Origin of the sequence: Halobellus sp. MBLA0158 (assembly GCF_041477585.1) — an archaeon.
GTDB classification, from domain to species: Archaea; Halobacteriota; Halobacteria; order Halobacteriales; family Haloferacaceae; genus Haloquadratum; species Haloquadratum rubicundus.
In genome coordinates, this window is sequence record NZ_JBGNYA010000001.1 from 1,591,685 (window position 1) to 1,611,878 (window position 20,194).

Genomic DNA, 20,194 nt, shown 5'->3' on the forward strand with positions numbered 1-20,194 from the left:
ACGCGACTACCGCGCCAGTCCGGCCGCCAGCGCCTCGATCGGCGTCGGCGGTTCCTCCCGCTCGCGGCCGCCGCGGGGGAGCAGCGCCCGGTCGACGGTCGCGCCGAGGTCCGTGAGCTGCGTCCGGCAGGAGGCGCCGGGCGCGACGACCGACTCCGCGGGACTCGAATCGACCTGTTCCTTCAGCGTCTCGCCGATGGCCGTGCTCATCGCGTGGTGCTCGGCCTCGTAGCCGAAGCTCCCGGCCATCCCACAGCAGCCCGAGTCCAGGGGATCGACGTCGTAGCCCGCGCGCCGGAGGACGCCGACCGCGTGGTGGTCCTTCTTCGTCGCCTTCTGGTGGCAGTGGCCGTGGTAGGCGACCGACCGGTCGGGGGCGTCGAAGTCGATCTCCTCGTCGAGCCGGAAGGCGTCGAGGTACTCACAGACCCCGTAGCTGTTGGCCTGGAGCGTCTCGACGTCTGTGCCGGAAAGGAGGTCGCCGTAGTCCGACTGGAGCATCACCGCGTCGGAGGGCTCGGCGACGACGACGTCCCAGCCGTCCTCGACGCGGGGCACCAGGGTGTCGACGTTCTCCCGCGCGGTCTCGCGCGCGGCGTCGAGGAAGCCCTTCGAGAACGCCGGCCGACCGCTGTCGGTGACGTCCGCGAGATCGACGTGGACGCCCGCGGCTTCGAGGACCTCGACGGCGGCCTTGCCCACGTCGGGGTGGCTGTAGTTCGTGTAGGTGTCGGGCAGGAGAACGACGCGGCGCTCGGCCTCGTCGGGAGCGACCCGCGACCCGCCGCGCGCCTTGAACCAATCTCGCAAGGTCTCGCGCTCGAACGTCGGGAGCGTCCGCCCGGTCGCGATGCCGACGGTTTTCTCCAGGACGGCGCGAGCCCCGGGGACCTTCGTCGCCCAGTTCGAGACGGGCGCGAACGCGCTCCCCAGGCTGGCGAGCGTGTCGACGTTGGCGAAGAGCTTCGAGCGGAACGACGAGCCGTGTTCCTGGTGGTGAGCGTGGGTCACCTCGGCTTTGAGCTTCGCGAGGTCGACCTCGCTCGGGCAGTCGTTCGCACAGCCCTTGCAGCCGATACAGAGGTCCATCACCTCGGTGACGAACTCCTCGTCCGTGGGGTCATCGGGGAGGTCGCCGCTCATCGCCTGCCGGAGCATGTTCGCCCGGCCGCGGGTGGCGGTGATCTCCTCGTCGGCGGCGCGGTAGGTCGGACACATCACGCCGCCCTCGGACTGCTGGGTGCGACAGCCGCCGCAGCCGTGGCAGAGTTCGACCATCCCCTGCATCCCGTTCTCGTTGTCCCATTCGAGGGCAGAGTCGAAGCCCGCCTCGAACTCGTAGTCGGGGTCGAACCGGAGGTTCTCGGTGAGCTTCACGTCGCCGCAGACCTGCCCCGGGTTCAGGAGCCAGTCGGGGTCGAAGGCGGTCTTGAGGTCCCGGAACGCGCCCCACAGCTGGTCGCCGTAGAGCTTCCGGTTCCACTGGGTCCGCGCGCGGCCGTCGCCGTGCTCGCCCGAGACCGACCCGCCGAGTTCGACGACGAGGTCGGTGACGGCCTCGCCGATGGCCTCCATCGCGTCGAGGTCCGTCTGGGACTTCGTGTTCACGAGCGGGCGGACGTGCAGGACGCCCGGGCCGGCGTGCGCGTAGAACGACGCGAAGGTGTCGTGTTCTTCGAGGACCTCCTGAAACTCGGAGACGAATCGGGGAAGGTGCTCCGGCGGGACGGCACAGTCCTCCAGGAAACTGATGTGCTTCGCGTCGCTCGTCCGTCCGAGCAGGATCGGCAGGCCCGATTTGCGAAGCTTCCAGAGCTCCTTCCGGTCTGCTTTATCGTGGGCCTCAAGCGCGTCGAAGGCGAAGCGCTCGGTTTCGTCTTCGTCGTCCGCGTCGTCCCCCCGTCCGGGCACCCGATCCGCGAGCAGTTTCCGCACCTTCTCTCGGCCGTCTTCGTCGTCCTCGGCGTAGAACTCCACGAGCAGCGCCGCCTCCGCGCGGTCGGGGAGCTTCGCGGCGACGTCTTCGAACTCGGAGGTGTCCGAGGCGAGGTCGATCAGCACGTCGTCGATGAGTTCGACCGCGGCGGGGTCGTGGTCGAGGACGTGGACGACGTCGCTGACGGTGTCGAGGACGCTGTCGTAGGTCAGGAGCGCGACGGACTTCGTCTCCGGCATCGGCTCCAGAGAGACGGTCGCTTCGGTGACGACCGCGAGGGTCCCCTCCGAGCCCGCGAGCAGGCGCGCGAGGTTGACGACGCCCGCCTCGCCGTACTCGCCTTCGGCCTCGGCGTGCAGGCGATCGAGGTTGTAGCCCGAGACGTTCCGCTTCATCTCGGGGTAGCGCTTTTCGATCTCGTCGCCGTGGTCGTCGAGGAGTTCGACGACGCCCGCGGCGACCCGGGCCTCGGCGTCGCCGTCGGGGTCCGCGCGCTCGCGGAGTTCGTCGACTTCGACCTCGCCGAAGGTGGTGACGGTCCCGTCCGCGAGGACGACCTCGGCCTCCTCGACGTAGTGGTCGGTCTTCTCGTAGACGAGCGAGTGCGCGCCGGTGGAGTTGTTGCCGATGGCGCCGCCGATGGCGCTGCGGTTGCCCGCCGCGGGGTCCGGGCCGAACGTCAGGCCGTGCTCGGCCGCGCGGTCGTTGAGGTCCGCCAGCACGGTGCCGGCCTGGACCCGCGCCTCGCGGGCATCGGGGTCGAGGTCGCGGACGGCGTCCATATGCCGCGTGAAGTCGAGGACGACGGCCTCGTTGACCGTCTGGCCCGCGAGGCTCGTGCCGCCGCCGCGGGGCAGGACCGGAATCCCCTCGTCGGCGCAGTAGGCGACGACGCTCGCGACGTCGTCGGTCGAGGTCGGGAAGACGACACCGATCGGCGTCACCTCGTAGGCGCTGGCGTCGGTGGCGTACAGCTGTCGCGTGTAGGTGTCGAAGCGGACCTCTCCGTCGACGCGGGCCGAGAGCGCGTCGACGAGGTCCGGCCGTTCGACCGACTCCGAGACGTACTCGTAGTCCGAGCGGTCGTCTCTCGCCGGCGTCGCTCGCGCCACGCCGCCGTCGGGAACGGCATCGCTGTCGCGATCAGGCATATTGCCTACTACTGAGTGGAAGGGCCACTTATAGTCGCCGTTGTCGGCACCGCGTCCGGGGCCACGCGCCGCCCGTCGGCACGTGCGGATCTGTCGACCGACCGGAGCGTCGCAGGTACTGTTTTGCCCTTCGAGCGAGACCGGTCGGGATACGATGTCAGAGGCACCCGACGCGACGACCGAGCGACTGCAGGCGGCGGTCGAGCGACTGCTGACGCGCGACGCCGACGTCCACGCCGAAGCGATCGAGGAACTGGCCGCCGCGGCCGACGAGCGGGTCGTCCCCCACCTCGTCGAACTGGTCGTCATCGACGGCATCGCCAACGACTGGGGCTCGTTCGGCTTCCCCGCGGTGCTCCGCGAGCGCGACCCGCCGCGCTACCTCGAACTCCCGGAGGTGCGCTGGCCGGGCGTCCGCGAGGCGCTCCGCGAACTCGCCGAGCCCGACTTCGACTCCGACCACGCCTGGGTCGAGTGGGAGTCGTGGTACTCCCAGCAGGAGATCGAGCCGCTCGACGGCTTCGAGGAGTGGAAACTGCGGCTCTACCGCTCGTACCTTCCGCCCGTGGGCGGTCTGCTGGACTGCGAGCCGCGCGAGTTCGACCTCCAGGGGATCCGCTGGGGCAACTGCGACCGCTCCTTCCTCGCCGCGCTCAACGCGCCCGACTTCGTCCCCGGCGACGCGGTCGACGCGGGCGGCGGCGCCGACGCACCCGACGACGCCGACGCCCCCGAGCGCTACCTCGAAGACGACCACGTCGTCTTCGGCTTCGAGATCGAGGGGACCGCCTACGCCGTCCCGCGGTGGGTGCTCTTCCCCCACGAGCTCCTCAACGCCGAACTCGACGGCGTGCCGGTGAGCCTCACCTACTGCACGCTCTGCAACGCGCCGATCCTCTACGACCGCCGGCTGCCGGGCGACGCCGACGCGTCCCACGACGTGCTGACCTTCGGGAGCAGCGGGATGCTCGCCTCGGGCAACAAGGTGATGTACGACGAGGAGACTGAGACCCTCTGGGACCAGCACGCGGGGACGCCGATCGGCGGGTCGATCCTCGACACGGATCCCGATCTGTTCCTCGACCAGTTCGCCGTCACCCAGACCGAGTGGGGCGAGTGGAAGGCCGAGTATCCCGACACGCTCGCGCTGGACCTCGACACGGGCTACGGCTACGACTACCGCCACTACGACGGCAACATCGACTTCTTCGAGCACTACTGGAACCGCGAGGAGATCGTCCAGCCGGGAGTCAGGCGCGCCGACGGGCCGCTCCCCGAGAAGGCCTCCGTCTACGGCATCACCGGCGAGGGCCCCGACGAGGTGTGGGTCGTGCCGGTCGAGGAACTCCGCGAGCGCGACACCGGCGTCGTCGCGGGCGAAGTCGCCGGCCGCGACGTGGTCGCGACGCTCGACGCCACCGACGACGTCGCGGTCTACGAGGCTCCTGGATCGACGGTCGAGCGCGTCGCGGACGACTCGGGCGTCGCGCTCGTCGGCGACGACGGCACGCGCTGGGACCTGGCGCGGAACGAACTCCGCGGTCCCGACGGCGAGACGCGCGATCGGATTCCGGGCCGTCACGGCCTGTGGTTCGCGTTCCGAACGCACTACGAGACGGCGCACGTCCTGGAGTAGCTGACAGCCGAGAAGGACTCACTCCCGCTCGGATTCGAGCTCATCGACGCGGCGCTCCAGGTCCTCGATCCGCTCGGTTTCGCCGCCGTCGCGGTTGAGGAACGCTACGGCGCCGACGACGAGCGGGACCGTCACCAGCCCGAAGACCAGGAGGACGAAGACCGTTTCGGGGGCCATATCACGGGCTCGATCGGCCGGCTAATTGGATCTTCCGTTGGAGTGTCGACTCGGTCCGAAAGAACATCCGATTTGTTTATTTCAGGACTCCCCACGTACATCGGTACTTGAAGCTCTGGGTAAGAAGTATACGACGATAGTATAAACTATATATCCGTTTTAGATCACTCTTCCAGCGCCGCTTCGAGGTCGTCGACGAGGTCCTCGCTCCCGACGTAGACCGGAGTCCGCGCGTGGAGGTCGTCCTTCTCGACGTCGAGGAGCGACTGCGCGCCGTCGGAGGACGCGCCGCCGGCGGTCTCGACGATGTAGCCCACGGGATAGCCCTCGAACTGGACTCGGAGTTTCCCCTCGGGCGCGTTCGAGAGCGTCGGGTACGCGAAGATCCCGCCGTAGGTGAGCACCTGATTGACGTCGCCGATCATCGCGCCGCCGTACCGGAGTTTCATCGACGGATCGGACTCGACCTCGCGGGCGAAGGACTCGAAGTCGTCGACCCAGTGGGGGACGCGCCCGCCGAAGCCGTACACCGACGGCTCCTCGGGGATGGTGACGTCCGCCTGGGCGATCTCGTACTCGCCGTCGGGATGGACGACGTACTCGGTGACTTCCCCCTCGCGGGCGACCATCATCGTCGTCGTCGCGCCGTAGAGTACGTACGCCGCGGCGACCAGCTCGTCGCCGGTCGCCGGGAGCGCCCCGTCGTAGACGGCGACGATCGTCCCCATCGCGGCGTTGGGTTCGAGGTTCGAGGAGCCGTCGAGCGGATCGACACAGACCGACAGGCCCGAACCGACCTCGACGGGGTCGGGGCGCTCCTCGCTCGCGTAGACACCGACGCCGTCGATGTCGCCGAGTCGGTCGCAGAGCAGTTCGTCGGCGTAGACGTCGGCGGCCTTCTGGGACTCGCCGGAGGGGTTCTCCGCCTCGATCGCGGCGCGGCGGCCGGGGAGCCCCTGCCGGATGTCCGGCGCGGAGCGCGCGACGGTGTCGAGGACGGCCTCGACTGTCTCGCCGGTCGATTCGGCCTCGGTCGGGGTGGCGTCGTCTCTCATGGCTATCGGATCACGTGGATTAAGAGTCGCTTGGGCCTGCGACCACGACGACTATAAAATCTTTGTTCGGAAATTCCCGCGTACCAAAGCCTCACGGCCTGAGCCGCTACTTTTCGTCGCTCGATTCGTGGTCGCGGGCGCGGTCGCGCCAGGCCCGCACGCGTTCGGGATCGAGTTCGAGCGCGTCGGCGACGCTCTCGGGGTCGGCCGTCGCGAGCCGGCGGACCGAGCCGATCCCGGCCTTCCGGAGCGTCGTCGTAACCTCGCTGTCGAAGCCCGCGACCGCCGTCAGCGGCGTCGGCGCGCTCCGTCGGCGCCACGCGGATTCCGAATCGGTCGCCGTATCGGAGCCGACTGAGTCCCCCGCCGCGGATTCGTCGTCGTCGGACGCGACGCCGCTCTCGGCGCGCCAGGCGGCTTCTCCGGCGGTCGCGGGCGCCTCTCCGTTTGCGGTCTCGCTTTCGCTCCCGCTCCTGCTCTCGGCGCCTGATGACGACTCGCCGTTCCCTGCTTCCGGGACGCCGGCGTCGGTCTGGGCCCGCCAAGCGGCCTCGCCAGCGGTCGCGTCGCCCGAACCGTCGGTCTCGGCGGCCGCGTCGTCCTCGCCGCCGGTGGACCACCCGGACGACTCGGCGATCCAGGCGCGCTCGGCGTCGTCGAGGCCGCGGATCTGTGAGGAGCGCCGATCGAGGTCGGTCCCGCCGCCGTCGAGCGACCACGACAGCGAGTGCTCGCGGCGGATCTTGGCGGCGACGCCGGGGTTGACGCCGGCCTCGGTCAGGTCCCGGTAGGAGACCCGCTTCTCGCAGATGTCGGCGATCGAGACGCCCGAGTCCGCCAGGATCGGCGCGGTCTTCGGCCCCACGAACCGGAGGTCCTCGAACGAGTCGGGGACGGGTCTGGCCCCGGAGGTCGGGTCGTCGGCGTCGGCCTCTGCCTCGGCGTCGGCATCGGTATCAGTGTCGTCGGTCGCTTCTTCGGATTCTGTCGCGCTATCCGAGACGGTATTCCACGGAAGCGGAATGTCGGCGGTCCCGACCCCGTTTCCGTCCCCGTCTCCGTCGTGGTCGCTCTCGCTTTCGCTCCCGACGGCCGGCGCCTCGTCTCCCGGTCCCACGACGGTCTCGGGATCGAGACCGTCACCGGCCGCCTCGCCGTCCCCCTCGGTCTCCCTGTCTCCGGTCACGCTTGCCCCCGTTGGCTTGTACCTCCGCGGACGGCAACTTGAGTATTTCCGTCATCGCGCCGACCAGTCTCAGGTGTGATAGCCGCGGCGGCGACTTTATTCGGGCCGACGCCGTCGCCCCGGTAATGGCGACGATACGCGTCGAGGGGCTCAGGAAGACCTACGGCGATTTCCCGGCCGTGGTGGGCAGCGACTTCACCGTCGAGGGCGGCGAGATCTTCGGCATTGTCGGGCCGAACGGCGCCGGCAAGACCACGACGCTGAAGATGCTCGCGGGCCTCGTCGAGCCCTCCGGTGGAACCGCCGAGGTCGCCGGCTACGACGCCGGCGACCCGGAGATGCGGCGGAACCTCGGCTTCCTGCCCGAGGAGTCGCCCCTCTATGAGGATATGACGCCCCGGTCGTACCTCCAGTTCTTCGCGGACCTCTACGACGTCCCGCGCGAGGCCGCGCGCGAGCGGACCGAGTCGACGCTCGACCGGCTGGAGCTAGAGCACCGCGAGCGGCGGCTCGGCGATATGTCGAAGGGGATGAAGCGCAAGGTCGCGATCGCGCGCTCGCTCGTCAACGATCCCGACCTCTTGATCTACGACGAGCCGGCCTCGGGGCTGGACCCGCTGACGACGAACTACGTGCTCGAATTCACCCGCGAGCTCGCCGACCGCGGCAAGACCGTCGTGTTCAGCGCCCACAACCTCTATCACGTCGAGAGCGTCTGCGACAGAATCGTGATTATGAACCGCGGCGAAATCATCGCCCGCGGGACCGTCCCGGAGATCCGCGAGGCCTACGGGACCACCCGGTACCACGTCTTCACCACCGTCCCCGTCGCGGGCGCCGACCGCGACGAGCGCGCCGAAGGCGAGCGTTACCGCGCGGTCGTCGACGATATGGACGCCGTCGAGGAGGTCCGCGAGCGCGCGGCCGCCGCGGGCGGCGAGGTCGTCGACATCCGGACGCGCGAGCAGAGCCTCGAAGACATCTTCCTCGACCTCGCCGCGGAGACGCCACCCGAGGCCGCCGCGGGGCGCGGACGCGGACCCGCCGAACGCGACGCCGAAGCGGCCGAACCCCGCGGCGCGTCGACTGGGTCCGTTGCGGGAACGGGAGAAGAACGCGAGCGCAGCGGAGGAGGAACGCGGTGAGGCGTTCGCTCCGTGATCACCTCTCGGCCGTCGGGCGGATCGCCCGCTGGGAGGTCGAGCGCTCCGCGGGCGTCCTCGACCGGCGGACGGCGATCCTCACCGTCGTCGCGCTCCTGCTCGCGGGCACCGTCGTCGGCGCCGGCGTCCTCGCGGGCGGCGTCGCACTCGACCGCGACATCTACCGCGTCGGCGTCGCCGAGGACAGTCCCTACCGCGCGCCCGTCGAGCGCAGCGTGGCGCTGGAGGCGCGTCCGCCCGACCCCGAGGCGCTCCGCGGCGGCGATCTTGAGGTGCTCATCGGCGACGACAGCGTCCGGATCGCCGACACGCCGAAGGGCCGCGCCGCGCTGTCGGAGTTCCGCTCGGCGGTGCGGTCCCACAACGTCGGCCTGATGCAGTCCCAGGAGAACGGCTCTGCGGCCTTTCCCGTCGTGGTCGTCCTCCAGTACGTCTCCCGCTCGTCCGGCCTCCCCGAGGGCGCGACGGTCGACGACGGCGACGGTAGCGGAGGCGGAGGCGCCGGAAGCGGATCGGGCGGTGACGGGTCCGGCGGCGCCGCGGACGGCGGGGCCGACGAGGCGGACTCGGACGGCGACGCCGGATCGAGCGGCCCGCTCGGCGTGCCCGCGCTCGGCGGCATCAATCCGCTCGGGACCGACACGTCCGGATCCCCCGCGGAGATCAGCCCGCCGTTCCCCTTCGGCTCGCTCGTGCTCGCCTTCGCCTTCCTGGTCCCGATGAACTTCGTCGTCCAGGCCTACGGGAGCACGATGCTCAACGAGCGGATCAACCGTCGCGGCGAACTGCTCCTCGTGGCGCCGGTCTCGCCCGGCGACATCGTGGCCGGGAAGACGCTGCCGTACCTGGGCGCGATGGTCGCCCTGACTGCGCTCGTCGCGCTCGGCGTCGGCGGCAGCCTCGTCTCCGTCGCCGCGGTGCTGCCGATCGCGCTCGTGTTCCTGGCGGCGACGTTCGCGGGCGCGATGTTCGCGCGGTCGTTCAAGGAGCTCACCTTCGTCACGGTCACCGTCTCGGTGTTCCTGACCGCCTACACGTTCGTCCCGGCCATCTTCGCGAACGTGACGCCGATCGCGCTCATCTCTCCGCTCACCATCGTCGTACGCGACCTCCAGCCCTTCCAGTCTGTGACGCCCGGGGCGTTCCTCTTCGCGACGGCACCGTTCGCGCTCTGTGCCGGGATCCTGTTCCTGCTCGGGATCGGGATCTACCGCGAGGAGGACCTCTTCACGCAGCGCGCGGTCCCGCTGAAACTGCTGGACGCCCTCGACGCGCGGGTGTCGCGCCCGCGGGACGTCGCCGTCGTCTCGGGGCTGTCGATCCCGTTCGTCTTCGTCGCCGAACTGCTCGCGGTCGCGGTGCTGTTTGCGCTCCCGGTGTCGATCACGATCCCGGTCGTCCTCGTCGTCGTCGCGCTCGTCGAGGAAGTCGCAAAGAGCCTCCATATCTTCGCGGCGTTCGAGAGCGGGCGCTTCGACCGGACGCGACGCGTCGCGCTCGGCCTCGGGGCGCTCTCGGGCCTGGGCTTTTTCGTCGGCGAGAAGTTCACCGCCGTCGCGCAGGTGGTCGGGCTGCCCGAGATCGCGCTGGGGCAGGCCGCGTTCGCGACGAGCGGGATCGGCGTCTTCTCGGCGCTCGGGCTGCTCTTCGCGCCGCTCGTGCTCCACGTCGTCACCGCGGGCCTCACCGCGCTCGGCGCGCGGCGCGACCTGCGGTGGTACGCGGTCGCCTTCGTCGGCAGCGTGCTGCTTCACACGGCCTACAACCTCACGGTGGTGAGTCGCTTTGGCTGAGCGCGACCCCCGCTTCACGATCGCGCGCCGCGAACTGGGGAGCCTGCGGAAGGAGAAGACGATCGTCCTCGCGCTCGCCCTTCAGTTGTTCATCGCGGCGTTCTCCTCGTTCCTGGTCGTCGGGCTCGTGTCGCTGTACGACCCCGGTCAGGTCGAGGGCGCCGAGGTCGACGTCGCGGTCACCGGCGACGCCGCCGAGGACCTGATCCGCGCCTCCCGGGAGGTCCGCGGGGTCGACGCGCAGTACTACCGCTCCGAGGAGACGGCGCTGCGTGCCTTCCACGAGTACGAGGCGACCGGCGTCGACGCGGTGTTGGTAGCGGAGACGCGCGACGAGCGGGTGTTCGTCAGGGCGGTCGCGCCCGACGGCAACGTCCAGACGACGATCGTCGTCGTCCAGTTACGCGACGTGCTGCGCTCCTTCGAGCGGCTGGAGCGCACCCAGCGCGCGGCGTACCTCGACTCCCTGCCGCTGGAGCTGCCGCCGGAGGCCTCGTCGAGCCCGTACTTCGGCTTCACCTACACCGTGCTCCTGCCGCTCCTGCTCTTCCTGCCGGTGTTCATCTCGGGGTCGATCGCGGTCGACGCGCTGACAGAAGAGATCGACCGCGGCACGCTGGAACTGCTCCGGGTGGCGCCCGTCTCGCTGACCGACGTCGTCGACGGGAAGCTGCTCGCGGCGGCCGGGCTGGCGCCGGTCCAGGCCGCGCTGTGGGTCCTCCTCCTGGAACTCAACGGGACGAGCGTCTCCGCGATCCCGGCGCTGATCGCGCTGGTGGCCGCGCTGGCGCTGCTCGTCTGTTCGGTCGGCGCGGCGACGGCGCTGCTCGCGCCCGAGCGCCGGAGCGCGCAGTTCCTCTACTCGATCGGCGTCCTGCTCGTCTTTGGCGGGACCGCGGTGTTCCCGAACGGGCCGATCAACGCCGCCGCGCGGCTCGCCATTGGGAGCGGCGGCACGGTCGAGTACGTCGCGGTCGGAGCGATCGGCCTCGTCGCGGTCGTCGCCTACGGTGGCCTCCGGCGGCTCGTCGGACGCGTCGACGCCGACGCGCTCTGATCCGCCGGAAGCCGCAACGCACTCAAACCCCCGGAGTCTGGCATTCGATATGGGACTCGGAGGCACGGCGAAGAAGCTCCAGAAGGTGACCGATATGGCAGAGGAGGTCTACACCCGCTTGAACGACCTCCGGGACCAGGTCGTCGAGATGCGCGAGACGACCCAGGAGACGAAGGCGCGGGTCGACCGCCTCGAAGCCGAGAGCGCGGAGATGCGCGCGCTGCTCGAAGCGCTCGCCGAGGAGGAAGGCATCGACGTCGAGAGCGTGACCGCCGAGGCGCACATCTCCGAGGCCGAGCGATCGGACGACGGAGACGGCCAAGCCGACGGCGACGAGCACTCGGACGGAAACTCGGCCGACGCCGACGAGTAGAGTCGCCCTCGACCGCGCTCGGTGGTCTCAGTCCGCGAGCCGCGCGTGTTCGACTTTCATACACTTGTCCTGGACGAAGTCCAGCCCGGCCTCGGCGGCCCGCTCGCCCGCCTCGTCGTTCGTGATCCCGAGCTGGAGCCAGACCGCCGAGACGTCGCCGACGCTCTCGTGGCGCTCGATGGCGGCGTCGACGATGTCGCCGGTCTCCTCGCTCGGGCGGAACACGTCCACGGTGTCGATCTCGATCGACTCGGGCACGTCCGCCAGGGAGTCGTAGGCGGTCTCGCCGAGGATTTCGTCGGCGAAGGGGTTGACCGGGACGACCTCGTAGCCGTGCCGTTGCAGGTACGCCGGGATGTCGTGGGCGGCCTTGCCGGCGGTGGTCGAACAGCCGACCACCGCGACCGTCTCGCCGTCCAGGATCGATCGGAGTCCGTCGTCGTCGGTGACGAGCATACGTAAACGGACGTGCGGGGAACGTAAAATACTGCCGTGGATGGGCGACGCGCCTCGGCGATCCCGACGAAATTGGTACGGAGTTTGTACGCAGTCGGGGGAGATTCGAGCGGAATCCGGTCCGGAGTCCGATCCGACCTTGAAAAACGTACTTTCCCCTGTCGCGTCTCCGTCCGCCCGGATGATGGACCCCGACCTCTCACGACGGCGGATGCTGAGCGCCGCAGGCGCGGCCGCGGTCGCCGCGCTCGCCGGCTGCTCGGGCGGCTCCGGCGGACAGACACCCGACGACGAGACGACAGAAGCGTCGATGAGCGGCGAGACGGCCGAAGACTCGATGGGGACGGAGACCGATACCGAGACGATGAACGATTCGATGGGGACCGAGTCGATGGACGATTCGATGACGACTGAATCGATGGACGATTCGATGACGACTGAATCGATGGACGACTCGATGGGGACCGAATCAATGGACGATTCGATGTCGACTGAATCGATGGACGACTCGATGACGATGCAATCGACGAACGAGTCGATGGAGACCGAGACGTCGAACGAGTCCACGAGCACCGAGATGTCGGGGTGATCGATGATGGATCGTAGACTCAGGCTCGCCGGCGCGGCCGGGATCGGGGGCGTCGTCGGCTCCTACGCGGTCGCCGGCTACTCCCGGCAGTTCGTCGTCGCGCCGATCGACGCCTTCGTCGTCCGATCGACCCCGGGTTCGCTCGTCGCGTTTATGATCACCAACGTCGGCGAGGAGGCGCATCTCCTCCACATCGGGCTCTCTGTGGCCCTCGCGGTCGGCGCGCTCGGTGCGGCCGGGGTGGCCGGATACGTCGGCGCGCAGCAGATCGGCCGAGCATCGCGGCTCGCGGCGCCGGTACTCGGCGGTGCCCTCGCCTGGGGCGTTGCGGCCGCGCTCACGGCCCGGCCGGTCTTGTCCCTCGGCGCGGCCGTCCCCGTGGCACTGCTCGTCGCCGTCGAGGCGTCGTCGCTGTCGACCGCGGAGGCGGCGAACCCCTCCGCGGGCCGGCGGATGCTGCTCTCGGAGGTCGGCTCGCTGGCGCTCGTCGCGCTCGCGGGGGCGCTCGGACTGCTCCGGACGCGGAGAGCGGAATCGACCCCCGCGGGACCGGAGTCCGACGTCGACACCCCCGCGACCGCGACGCCCGAGGAGATGCAGCAGGCGGACGCCGAGACGGCGACGGCCGAGGCGGACCTGACCGAGGTCGAGCGGCTCATAGCCGACGCCGAGTCGCAGTCGCTCGACTGGGCGGCCGACGGCCTCCCGGGGCTCGTGAGCGAGATCGGGGGGTTCTACAACGTCGACATCGCGCAGTTCGACCCCGAGGTCCCCTCCGAGGAGTGGTCGCTGACGTTCACCGGCGCGGTCGGCGAGGAGCGCACCGTCACGTTCGCGGAGCTGACAGAGCGCCCGGTCGAACACCGCTACGTCACGCTCCGGTGCGTCGGCGAGAAGCTCAACGGCAAGAAGCTCGACACGGCGGTCTGGACCGGGACGCCGCTGAAGCCCATCCTGGAGGAGGTCGATCCGGGCGGCGCCTGCGGCTGTGCGATGCTCCGCGCCGAGGACGACTACTTCGTCCAGTTCCCGGTCGACGCGCTGGAGGACGCCTTCCTCGCGTGGGAGATGAACGGCCAGCCGCTCCCCAAGTCCCACGGCCATCCCGTGCGGGTGCTCGTGCCCGGCCACTGGGGCGAGACCAACGTGAAGTGGGTCTCGGAGATCGAACTCCTCGAAGAGGAAGCAAACGGCTACTGGGAGCAGCGCGGCTGGCACGGCACCGGCCCCGTCAACACCGTGGCGAAACTGTGGAGCACGACGCGGCTGGACGGTGGAGAAATCGAGGTCGCCGGCCACGCCTACGCCGGGACGCGCGGCATCGAGCGCGTCGAGGTCTCGACCGACGGCGGCGAGACCTGGACCGACGCCGAGCTCTCGGAGCCGCTGCCCGGCGACGACGTCTGGCGGCAGTGGCGCCACGTCTACGCGCCGGAGTCGTCCCACGAGGTCGTCGTCCGGGCGATCGACGGGACCGGCGCGGTCCAACCGAAAGAGGAGTCCGACGCCTACCCCAGCGGCTCGACCGGGTGGGTGTCGAAGCAGGTCGACGTGTGAGCGGGCGTCCGGTCGCGGAGGCGGATCGACTCACCGGGACACCTTTACACGAACGGTCTGAATGTCACCCGAATCGCGATGGAGAAGGCACTCTGGTACCTGCTGGCGGGCACGCGCGGCGGCGCCAACCGGGCGCGGATCATCCGGCTGCTCGACGACCGCCCGCGGAACGCCAATCAGCTCGCCGACCTCCTCGACGTGGACTACAACACCGTGCGGCACCACCTCGATATGCTCGTCGACCACGACGTCGTCGAGCCCGGCGGCGAGGACTACGGCGAGCTGTACTTCCTCACGGACCGCTTCGAGGCCAACCGGGACGCCTTCGGACGCATCGTCGAGAAGGCGGCGCTCGATACGGACGCCGACACGGATGCGGATACGGACGCGAACACGGAGGACGAGACAGAATGACTCCCACGACTGACCCGCGCGCACCGATCGCAGACGTTCGCTCTCGCGGAGGCGACCGATGACGCCGTTCCTGAGCGTCGCGGCCGCGCTCTCGGCGCTGAACGTCCTGCTCCTCGTCGCCCTGGGCGTCGTCTGGGCCCGGAACTACCGGGCGTTCCGGACGCCGCTCACCCTCGGACTGCTCGGCTTCGCCGTGGTGCTCGCGATCGAGAACCTCGTCGCGCTGTCGTTCTTCTTCAGTATGGGGATGCTCTACACCGGCTCGGCGGCCGCCCAGCAGGCGGTCTTGGCGATGCGCGCCCTCCAGTTCGTCGCGATCCTCTTCCTGACGATCGTCTCGATGCGGTAGCCGGCGGGGTCGGAACGGCGACCTACGCCGACCGCGCGCGCTCGATCGCCTCGCGGAAGGACGCGGCGCGCTCGCGGATCGCCCCGTACTCCTCGGCGGCGACCGCCTCGCCGTCGACGAGGGAACTCCCGACGCCGACGCCCGCGGCGCCCGCCTCGATGAAGTCCGCGACGTTGTCGAGGTCGACCCCGCCGGTCGGGACCAGCGGGAGTTGGTCGAGTGGGCCGCGGATGCTCCGGACGTGCCCGGGGCCGAGAGTCGACGCGGGGAAGATCTTCAGGAGGTCGGCGCCCGCCTCGTAGGCGGTGAGCGCCTCGGTCGGCGTCATCACGCCCGGCGCCACAACCGCGCCGTAGCGGTTGCACGCCTCGACGACCCCGCGGTCGAAACTCGGCGTGACGACGAACTCCGCGCCCGCGCGGAGCGCGGCCACGGCCGTCTCGCTGTCGAGGACGGTCCCGGCGCCGACGAGCACCTCCGAGCGGTCGAAGACGTCGCTGAGGCGGGAGATCGTGTCGAGCGCGCCGTCGGTGTCGGCGGTGACTTCCACGACGTCGACGCCGCCGGCCGCGAGCGCCTCGACCACGTCGATCGTCTTCGCCTCGGGGACGCCGCGGAGGATCCCGACGATCCCCGTCTCTCGGATCCGACCCAAATCCGCGTGTCGCTTTCTGCTCATACTCGTCTCTGACCGCTCGCGGCCATAAATCGTCCGACGGGCGGTCGCTCCGTCTCGGAGCGACAGTGCAGATATTTTTGTACACGCGTCCGAGTTACGAACTATGGCACCGTCACTCCGTCCGTCCGGATCGGCCGCGTCCCGGACCGCAGAGACCGCTCTCCCGGGGGCGATCGCGTGATGCGGCTCGTCGACTACGACCTCTACCGCGTGCCGCCGCGCTGGCTCTTTCTCCGATTGGAGACCAGCGACGGCCGCGTCGGCTGGGGCGAGCCGGTCGTCGAGGGCCGCGCGCGGACCGTCGAGACCGCCGTCGAAGAACTGCTCGATACGTATCTCGTCGGCGAGGATCCGACGCCGATCGAAGACCACTGGCAGACGATGTACCGCGGCGGCTTCTACCGCGGCGGCCCGGTGTTGATGTCCGCCATCGCCGGGATCGACCAGGCGCTGTGGGACCTCAAGGGCAAGCAGTTCGGCGCGCCGGTCTACGAACTGCTCGGCGGCCGCGCCCGCGACCGCGTGCGGGTCTACCAGTGGGTCGGCGGCGACCGCCCCGCCGGCGTCGCGGAGGCCGCCCGCGAGAAGGTCGACCAGGGGTTCACCGCGCTCAAGATGAACGCGACGCCGGAGCTCCGGCGGGTCGACGCGCCCGAGGCCGTCGACGCCGCGCGCGAGCGCCTGGCGGCCGTCCGCGAGGCCGTCGGCAGCGAGGTCGATATCGGCGTCGACTTCCACGGCCGCGTCTCGAAGCCGATGGCAAAGCGCCTCACGGCGGCGCTGGAACCCCACGAGCCGATGTTCGTCGAAGAGCCCGTGCTGCCGGAGCACAACGACTGGCTCCCGGAGCTGGCCGCGAGCACGACGGTCCCGATCGCGACCGGCGAGCGGATGTACTCCCGCTGGGACTTCAAGGAGGTCTTCGAGAGCGGCGCCGTCGACGTGATCCAGCCGGACCTCTCCCACGCCGGCGGGATCACCGAGGTGAAGAAGACCGCCGCGATGGCCGAGGCCTACGACGTCGCCGTGGCCCCGCACTGTCCCCTCGGGCCGATCGCGCTCGCCTCCTGCGTCCAGGTCGACGCCTGCTCGCCGAACGCGCTCATCCAGGAGCAGAGCCTCGACATCCACTACAACGAGGAGAGCGACGTGCTGGACTACCTCGCGGACCCCTCGGTCTTCGAGTACGACGAGGGCTACGTCGAACTGCCGACCGGGCCCGGACTGGGCATCGAAATCGACGAGGCGCACGTCCGCGACGTCGCCGGCGACACCGACTGGCACAACCCCGTCTGGCGCCACGACGACGGGAGCGTCGCGGAGTGGTGAGATGCCGGGAGACAGATTCGACGGCCGCGTCGCGGTCGTCACCGGCTCCACCCGCGGGATCGGCGCGGGGATCGCACGGCGACTCGCCGACGAGGGCGCCCGCGTGGTCGTCACCGGGCGGACGCGCGAGGCCGGCGAGGCCACCGTCGCCGAGATAGAGGACGCTGGCGGCGCGGCGACCTTCGTCCGCGCGGATATGCGCGACCCCGACGACATCGAGGCGCTGTTCGAGGCGACCGTCGCGGAGTACGGCCGGCTCGACGTCCTCGTGAACAACGCGGGGGTCGAGACCGAGACCGGGATCGAAGACGCGACGATGAATGATTGGGAACTCGTCGTCGAGACCGACTTCCGGGCGTTCTGGCTGTGTGCGAGGGCCGCGGCCGAGCGGATCGACTCGGGTGCGATCGTCAACGTCTCCTCGAACCACGCGTTCCTGACGATGCCCGAGATGTTCCCGTACAACGCCGTGAAGGCCGGCATCAACGGAATGACCCGGGCGATGGCGCTCGACCTGGGGCCCCACATCCGCGTCAACACGGTGAACCCCGGCTGGATCGCCATCGAGCGGACGCTCTCGGCGATGGACGACGAGCGGCGCCGCGAGATCGAGTCGATCCACCCGGTCGGGCGGCTGGGGACGCCCGAGGACGTCGCGAGCGCGGTCGCGTTCCTCGCCAGCGACGAGGCGGGCTTCGTGACCGGCGCGAACCTCCTCGTCGACGGCGGCCGGACGGCCGTGATGCAGGACGACACGCTGCCGGACTATCGGGCGCGGCGGGACGATCGGGAGTGAGCCAGGGTCGGCTCGCGCCGCCACGGGCCCGTACCTATATGCTCGTGCCATCCGGACCGAGATTATGCGACGACGGACGTTTCTCGCGCTCGGGGTCGGAGCCGGGGGATCGCTCGCGGGCTGTCTGTCCGAATCGGGGCCGGAGTCGGAGACGGCACCGTCCCCCGAACAGGCGACGGCCTCGGCGACCGGCGGGACACCGACTGCGACTGCGTCGGCCGACGAGCCGGCGACGCCCCGGGAGAACCCCGAGACGATCTTCGTGAGCCCGGACGGCTCCGATCGGAACGTCGGCACCCGGGACGAACCCGTCGGGCGGTTACAGACCGCGATCGACGCGGCGCTCCCCGGGCAGACCGTCTACGCTCTCCCCGGCGAATACGGCAGTGGAACGTCGGTTCGAACCGCTCGGGCCGGGACGGCGTCCGCTCCGATCACGATCACGGGCCCGCCGGAGGCGGTCTATCGCTCGCGACAGCCCTTCGAGATCAACCACGATCACGTCCATCTGACCGGGCTGACGTTCGACGGGCTGTACGACCCCTCGCGCCCCGAAGACCCCGATGCGTACGCCGAATCCCAACTCCAGGTGAACGAGACGTTCTACGAGCGGATCAAGAGCGGCGAGCGTCCCGACCGGCCGGTCGAAGACGACGAGTACCTCACGGGCGCGGTGGTCAAACCCCACGCCGTCGGCAACTGCCGCGCGGATCTGATCAAGGTCCACTGGTCGGAGAACGTGGAAGTCGGCGAGTTCCGAGTCCACGGCCCCGCGGGCGTGAAGTACCTCCTCGGCGACGCGGACAGCCACAACGGCGAGATCGTCTACGTCGGCAACCCCCCGGGCAAGGGCTACCCCGAAGACGAGACGAACAACGTCCACATCCACCACATCGACGCGAGCGCGGGCCACGGACACGCTGAGATGGTGGATCTGAAGCCGGGGACGCACCACTGCACCGTGGAGTACTGCACGTCGGCCGGCGGTGGCCTGACTGCCGACGAGACCACGCCGGTCGTGATCAGTCACAACGGTCACCACAACGTCGTCCGCTGGAACGAGATCTACGGCTGCGCGATGGCGGTTGAGTTCGACGCGGGCTATCCCGAACAGAGCTACGAGAACGACCTCTACGGCAACTACTTCCACGACTTCACCGACGTCGCGCTGGGGTTCGAGGACCGAGAGAAGGTCAGTCTGGACGATCAGAGACACGTCTGCGGGAACCGCGTCGAACCCGACCGGGGACAGCCGCTCACCGCCGAGTGCCGTGGGGACCTCCCCGAGGGATCAGGGGTCGGACACACGGGGGGCGACAGTCCGTGGGCGTGATCGACGGCGACCTGGGATCGTCCCACGCCTCGGATCCCGCTCGCGACCCGAACAGGTAAGCGTCGCTTCTGCGAACGCCGACCTATGACAGCGGAGGATCGAATGACGGTGCTGGAAAAGCGCGATCCGCGGCCGGGAATGACGCTCGCGGAGCGACCGGTCCCGACGCCCGGCGCGGGCGAGGTCCGGATCGCGGTGGAGTCGGTCGGCATCGACGGCGGCGTCGAGGCGCCGTTCTACCGCTGGGCGGAGTCGTTCCACCGCTACGAACCGCACCTCCCGCAGGTGTTCGGCCACGAGTTCGCGGGCGTCGTCGACGCCGTCGGCCCGGGCGTCGAGGACTGGACGGGGGGCGAGCGCGTCGCGGTCGAGCCCCGAATCTCCTGCGGGCGCTGCCGCAACTGCCGCGAGGGGCGGGAGAACCTCTGTACGACCGAGACCGGCTTCTCGCCGCACGGCCGGAAGTCGATCGGTATCGACACGGAGGTCCAGGGCGCGCTCGCGGAGTACGTGACCGTCCCGGCGCGGAACCTCTACCGACTCCCCGAGGGCCTCTCCTTCGACGAGGGCGTGTTCCTCGAACTGCTCGCCATCGGCGTCCACGGTCTCGACGTCTCCGCCTTCGCGGCCGGCGACCGCGTCGCGATCACCGGGCCGGGATCGGCGGGCCTGAGCGCACTCATCGCCGCCGTCGAGGCGGGCGCGAGCGAGGTCGTGATGATCGGTGCGGCAGCCGACGAGGGGACGCGGCTCCCGATCGCCCGCGAGATGGGCGCGGCCGCGACCCGCACGGTCGGGGAGGGGCCCCTCGACGAGCCGGTCGACGTCTTCGTCGAGGCGTCCGGCCACGAGTCCGCGCTCCGGCTCGCGGAGTCGAGCCTCCGTCCCGGCGGCGAGCTCGTCCAGATCGGCGTGTACCACGGCGCCGACCGGGTGCCGGTCGACCTCAACGGCCTCGTGAACGAGGAGATCGCGGTCCGGACGGTCAACGCCCGCCGGGCGACCGACTGGCACCGCACGCTCTCGATCGCGCCGTCTGTCGACCTCGCGCCGGTCGTCGGGCCCGCGTTCGACCTGACCGACTACGAGGCCGCCTTCGAGGCCGAGGCCGACAGAGCGGGCGTGAAGGTCGTGTTGCATCCCTGACCGGATCGACTGGGACGCC

18 protein-coding genes and 1 pseudogene are annotated in these 20,194 nt (G+C 70.1%); 13 read left to right on the forward strand and 6 right to left on the reverse strand.

The genetic code is table 11. The annotated features are described in order from the left end of the window. Positions 1–6: 6 nt before the first annotated feature. On the reverse strand, positions 7–3,087 hold the full coding sequence (locus OS889_RS08225) for an FAD-binding and (Fe-S)-binding domain-containing protein (protein WP_372388915.1): 3,081 nt from the start codon (positions 3,085–3,087) through the stop codon (positions 7–9). 154 nt (positions 3,088–3,241) lie between these two features. Between OS889_RS08225 and OS889_RS08230 the strand changes: the two genes are divergently transcribed. Continuing rightward, positions 3,242–4,723, forward strand: a complete 1,482-nt coding sequence (locus OS889_RS08230) for a DUF3179 domain-containing (seleno)protein (protein ID WP_372388917.1) — start codon at positions 3,242–3,244, stop codon at positions 4,721–4,723. 18 nt (positions 4,724–4,741) lie between these two features. Here the strand turns inward: OS889_RS08230 and OS889_RS08235 are convergent, their stop codons facing one another. The 3 genes from OS889_RS08235 to OS889_RS08245 all read right to left on the reverse strand — a co-directional run bounded on the left by OS889_RS08235 (position 4,742) and on the right by OS889_RS08245 (position 7,141). Beyond that, positions 4,742–4,900, reverse strand: a complete 159-nt coding sequence (locus OS889_RS08235; protein WP_372388918.1) for a hypothetical protein — start codon at positions 4,898–4,900, stop codon at positions 4,742–4,744. 164 nt (positions 4,901–5,064) lie between these two features. Then, positions 5,065–5,955, reverse strand: a complete 891-nt coding sequence (locus OS889_RS08240; RefSeq protein WP_372388920.1) for a class 1 fructose-bisphosphatase — start codon at positions 5,953–5,955, stop codon at positions 5,065–5,067. Positions 5,956–6,061: 106 nt separating this feature from the next. Further along, positions 6,062–7,141: a DUF7409 domain-containing protein gene (locus OS889_RS08245; RefSeq protein WP_372388922.1), complete on the reverse strand. Its 1,080-nt coding sequence runs from the start codon at positions 7,139–7,141 to the stop codon at positions 6,062–6,064. Between the two features lie 125 nt (positions 7,142–7,266). Between OS889_RS08245 and OS889_RS08250 the strand changes: the two genes are divergently transcribed. From OS889_RS08250 to OS889_RS08265, 4 genes are read left to right on the forward strand one after another with little or no spacing between them, the layout of a single operon-like run. Continuing rightward, a complete protein-coding gene (locus tag OS889_RS08250; RefSeq protein ID WP_372388925.1) occupies positions 7,267–8,286 on the forward strand; it encodes an ABC transporter ATP-binding protein in 1,020 nt (339 codons plus the stop codon). Continuing rightward, positions 8,283–10,097 (forward strand): ABC transporter permease family protein, encoded by a 1,815-nt coding sequence (locus tag OS889_RS08255; RefSeq protein WP_372388928.1) that lies wholly within the window; start codon positions 8,283–8,285, stop codon positions 10,095–10,097. The genes OS889_RS08250 and OS889_RS08255 overlap by 4 nt, the downstream gene beginning before the upstream one ends. Beyond that, complete coding sequence (locus OS889_RS08260) at positions 10,090–11,154, forward strand: ABC transporter permease (RefSeq protein ID WP_372388930.1); 1,065 nt, start codon at positions 10,090–10,092, stop codon at positions 11,152–11,154. Before OS889_RS08255 ends, OS889_RS08260 begins: the two co-directional genes overlap by 8 nt. A gap of 49 nt (positions 11,155–11,203) precedes the next feature. Further along, complete coding sequence (locus OS889_RS08265; protein WP_372388932.1) at positions 11,204–11,527, forward strand: DUF5798 family protein; 324 nt, start codon at positions 11,204–11,206, stop codon at positions 11,525–11,527. Between the two features lie 27 nt (positions 11,528–11,554). On the opposite strand, the gene OS889_RS08270 is transcribed toward OS889_RS08265, so the two are convergent. Continuing rightward, positions 11,555–11,983 (reverse strand): CoA-binding protein, encoded by a 429-nt coding sequence (locus tag OS889_RS08270; protein WP_372388935.1) that lies wholly within the window; start codon positions 11,981–11,983, stop codon positions 11,555–11,557. Positions 11,984–12,164: 181 nt separating this feature from the next. Between OS889_RS08270 and OS889_RS08275 the strand changes: the two genes are divergently transcribed. The 4 genes and pseudogenes from OS889_RS08275 (at position 12,165) to OS889_RS08290 (ending at position 14,892) form a co-directional block, all read left to right on the forward strand. Further along, positions 12,165–12,572: a hypothetical protein gene (locus tag OS889_RS08275; RefSeq protein WP_372388937.1), complete on the forward strand. Its 408-nt coding sequence runs from the start codon at positions 12,165–12,167 to the stop codon at positions 12,570–12,572. A 6-nt stretch (positions 12,573–12,578) separates the two neighbouring features. Continuing rightward, complete coding sequence (locus OS889_RS08280; RefSeq protein WP_372391585.1) at positions 12,579–14,129, forward strand: molybdopterin-dependent oxidoreductase; 1,551 nt, start codon at positions 12,579–12,581, stop codon at positions 14,127–14,129. 78 nt (positions 14,130–14,207) lie between these two features. Continuing rightward, positions 14,208–14,474, forward strand: a pseudogene (locus OS889_RS08285) (ArsR/SmtB family transcription factor); the annotation flags it as partial. A gap of 127 nt (positions 14,475–14,601) precedes the next feature. Then, positions 14,602–14,892, forward strand: a complete 291-nt coding sequence (locus OS889_RS08290; RefSeq protein ID WP_372388938.1) for a DUF8036 family membrane protein — start codon at positions 14,602–14,604, stop codon at positions 14,890–14,892. Between the two features lie 22 nt (positions 14,893–14,914). Here the strand turns inward: OS889_RS08290 and OS889_RS08295 are convergent, their stop codons facing one another. Beyond that, positions 14,915–15,571: a bifunctional 4-hydroxy-2-oxoglutarate aldolase/2-dehydro-3-deoxy-phosphogluconate aldolase gene (locus tag OS889_RS08295; RefSeq protein ID WP_372388940.1), complete on the reverse strand. Its 657-nt coding sequence runs from the start codon at positions 15,569–15,571 to the stop codon at positions 14,915–14,917. Between the two features lie 180 nt (positions 15,572–15,751). On the opposite strand from OS889_RS08295, the gene dgoD reads away from it, so the two are divergent. The 4 genes from dgoD to OS889_RS08315 all read left to right on the forward strand — a co-directional run bounded on the left by dgoD (position 15,752) and on the right by OS889_RS08315 (position 20,175). Next, positions 15,752–16,900 carry a galactonate dehydratase gene (dgoD, locus tag OS889_RS08300; RefSeq protein ID WP_372388941.1) on the forward strand — a complete coding sequence of 383 codons (1,149 nt, stop codon included), beginning with the start codon at positions 15,752–15,754 and terminating at the stop codon, positions 16,898–16,900. A gap of 1 nt (position 16,901) precedes the next feature. After that, complete coding sequence (locus OS889_RS08305; protein WP_372388943.1) at positions 16,902–17,696, forward strand: SDR family NAD(P)-dependent oxidoreductase; 795 nt, start codon at positions 16,902–16,904, stop codon at positions 17,694–17,696. Between the two features lie 64 nt (positions 17,697–17,760). Continuing rightward, entirely contained in the window at positions 17,761–19,029 is a 1,269-nt protein-coding gene (locus tag OS889_RS08310) for a right-handed parallel beta-helix repeat-containing protein (protein ID WP_372388944.1), read from the forward strand. An 84-nt stretch (positions 19,030–19,113) separates the two neighbouring features. Continuing rightward, complete coding sequence (locus OS889_RS08315) at positions 19,114–20,175, forward strand: zinc-dependent alcohol dehydrogenase (RefSeq protein ID WP_372388946.1); 1,062 nt, start codon at positions 19,114–19,116, stop codon at positions 20,173–20,175. Positions 20,176–20,194: the final 19 nt, after the last annotated feature.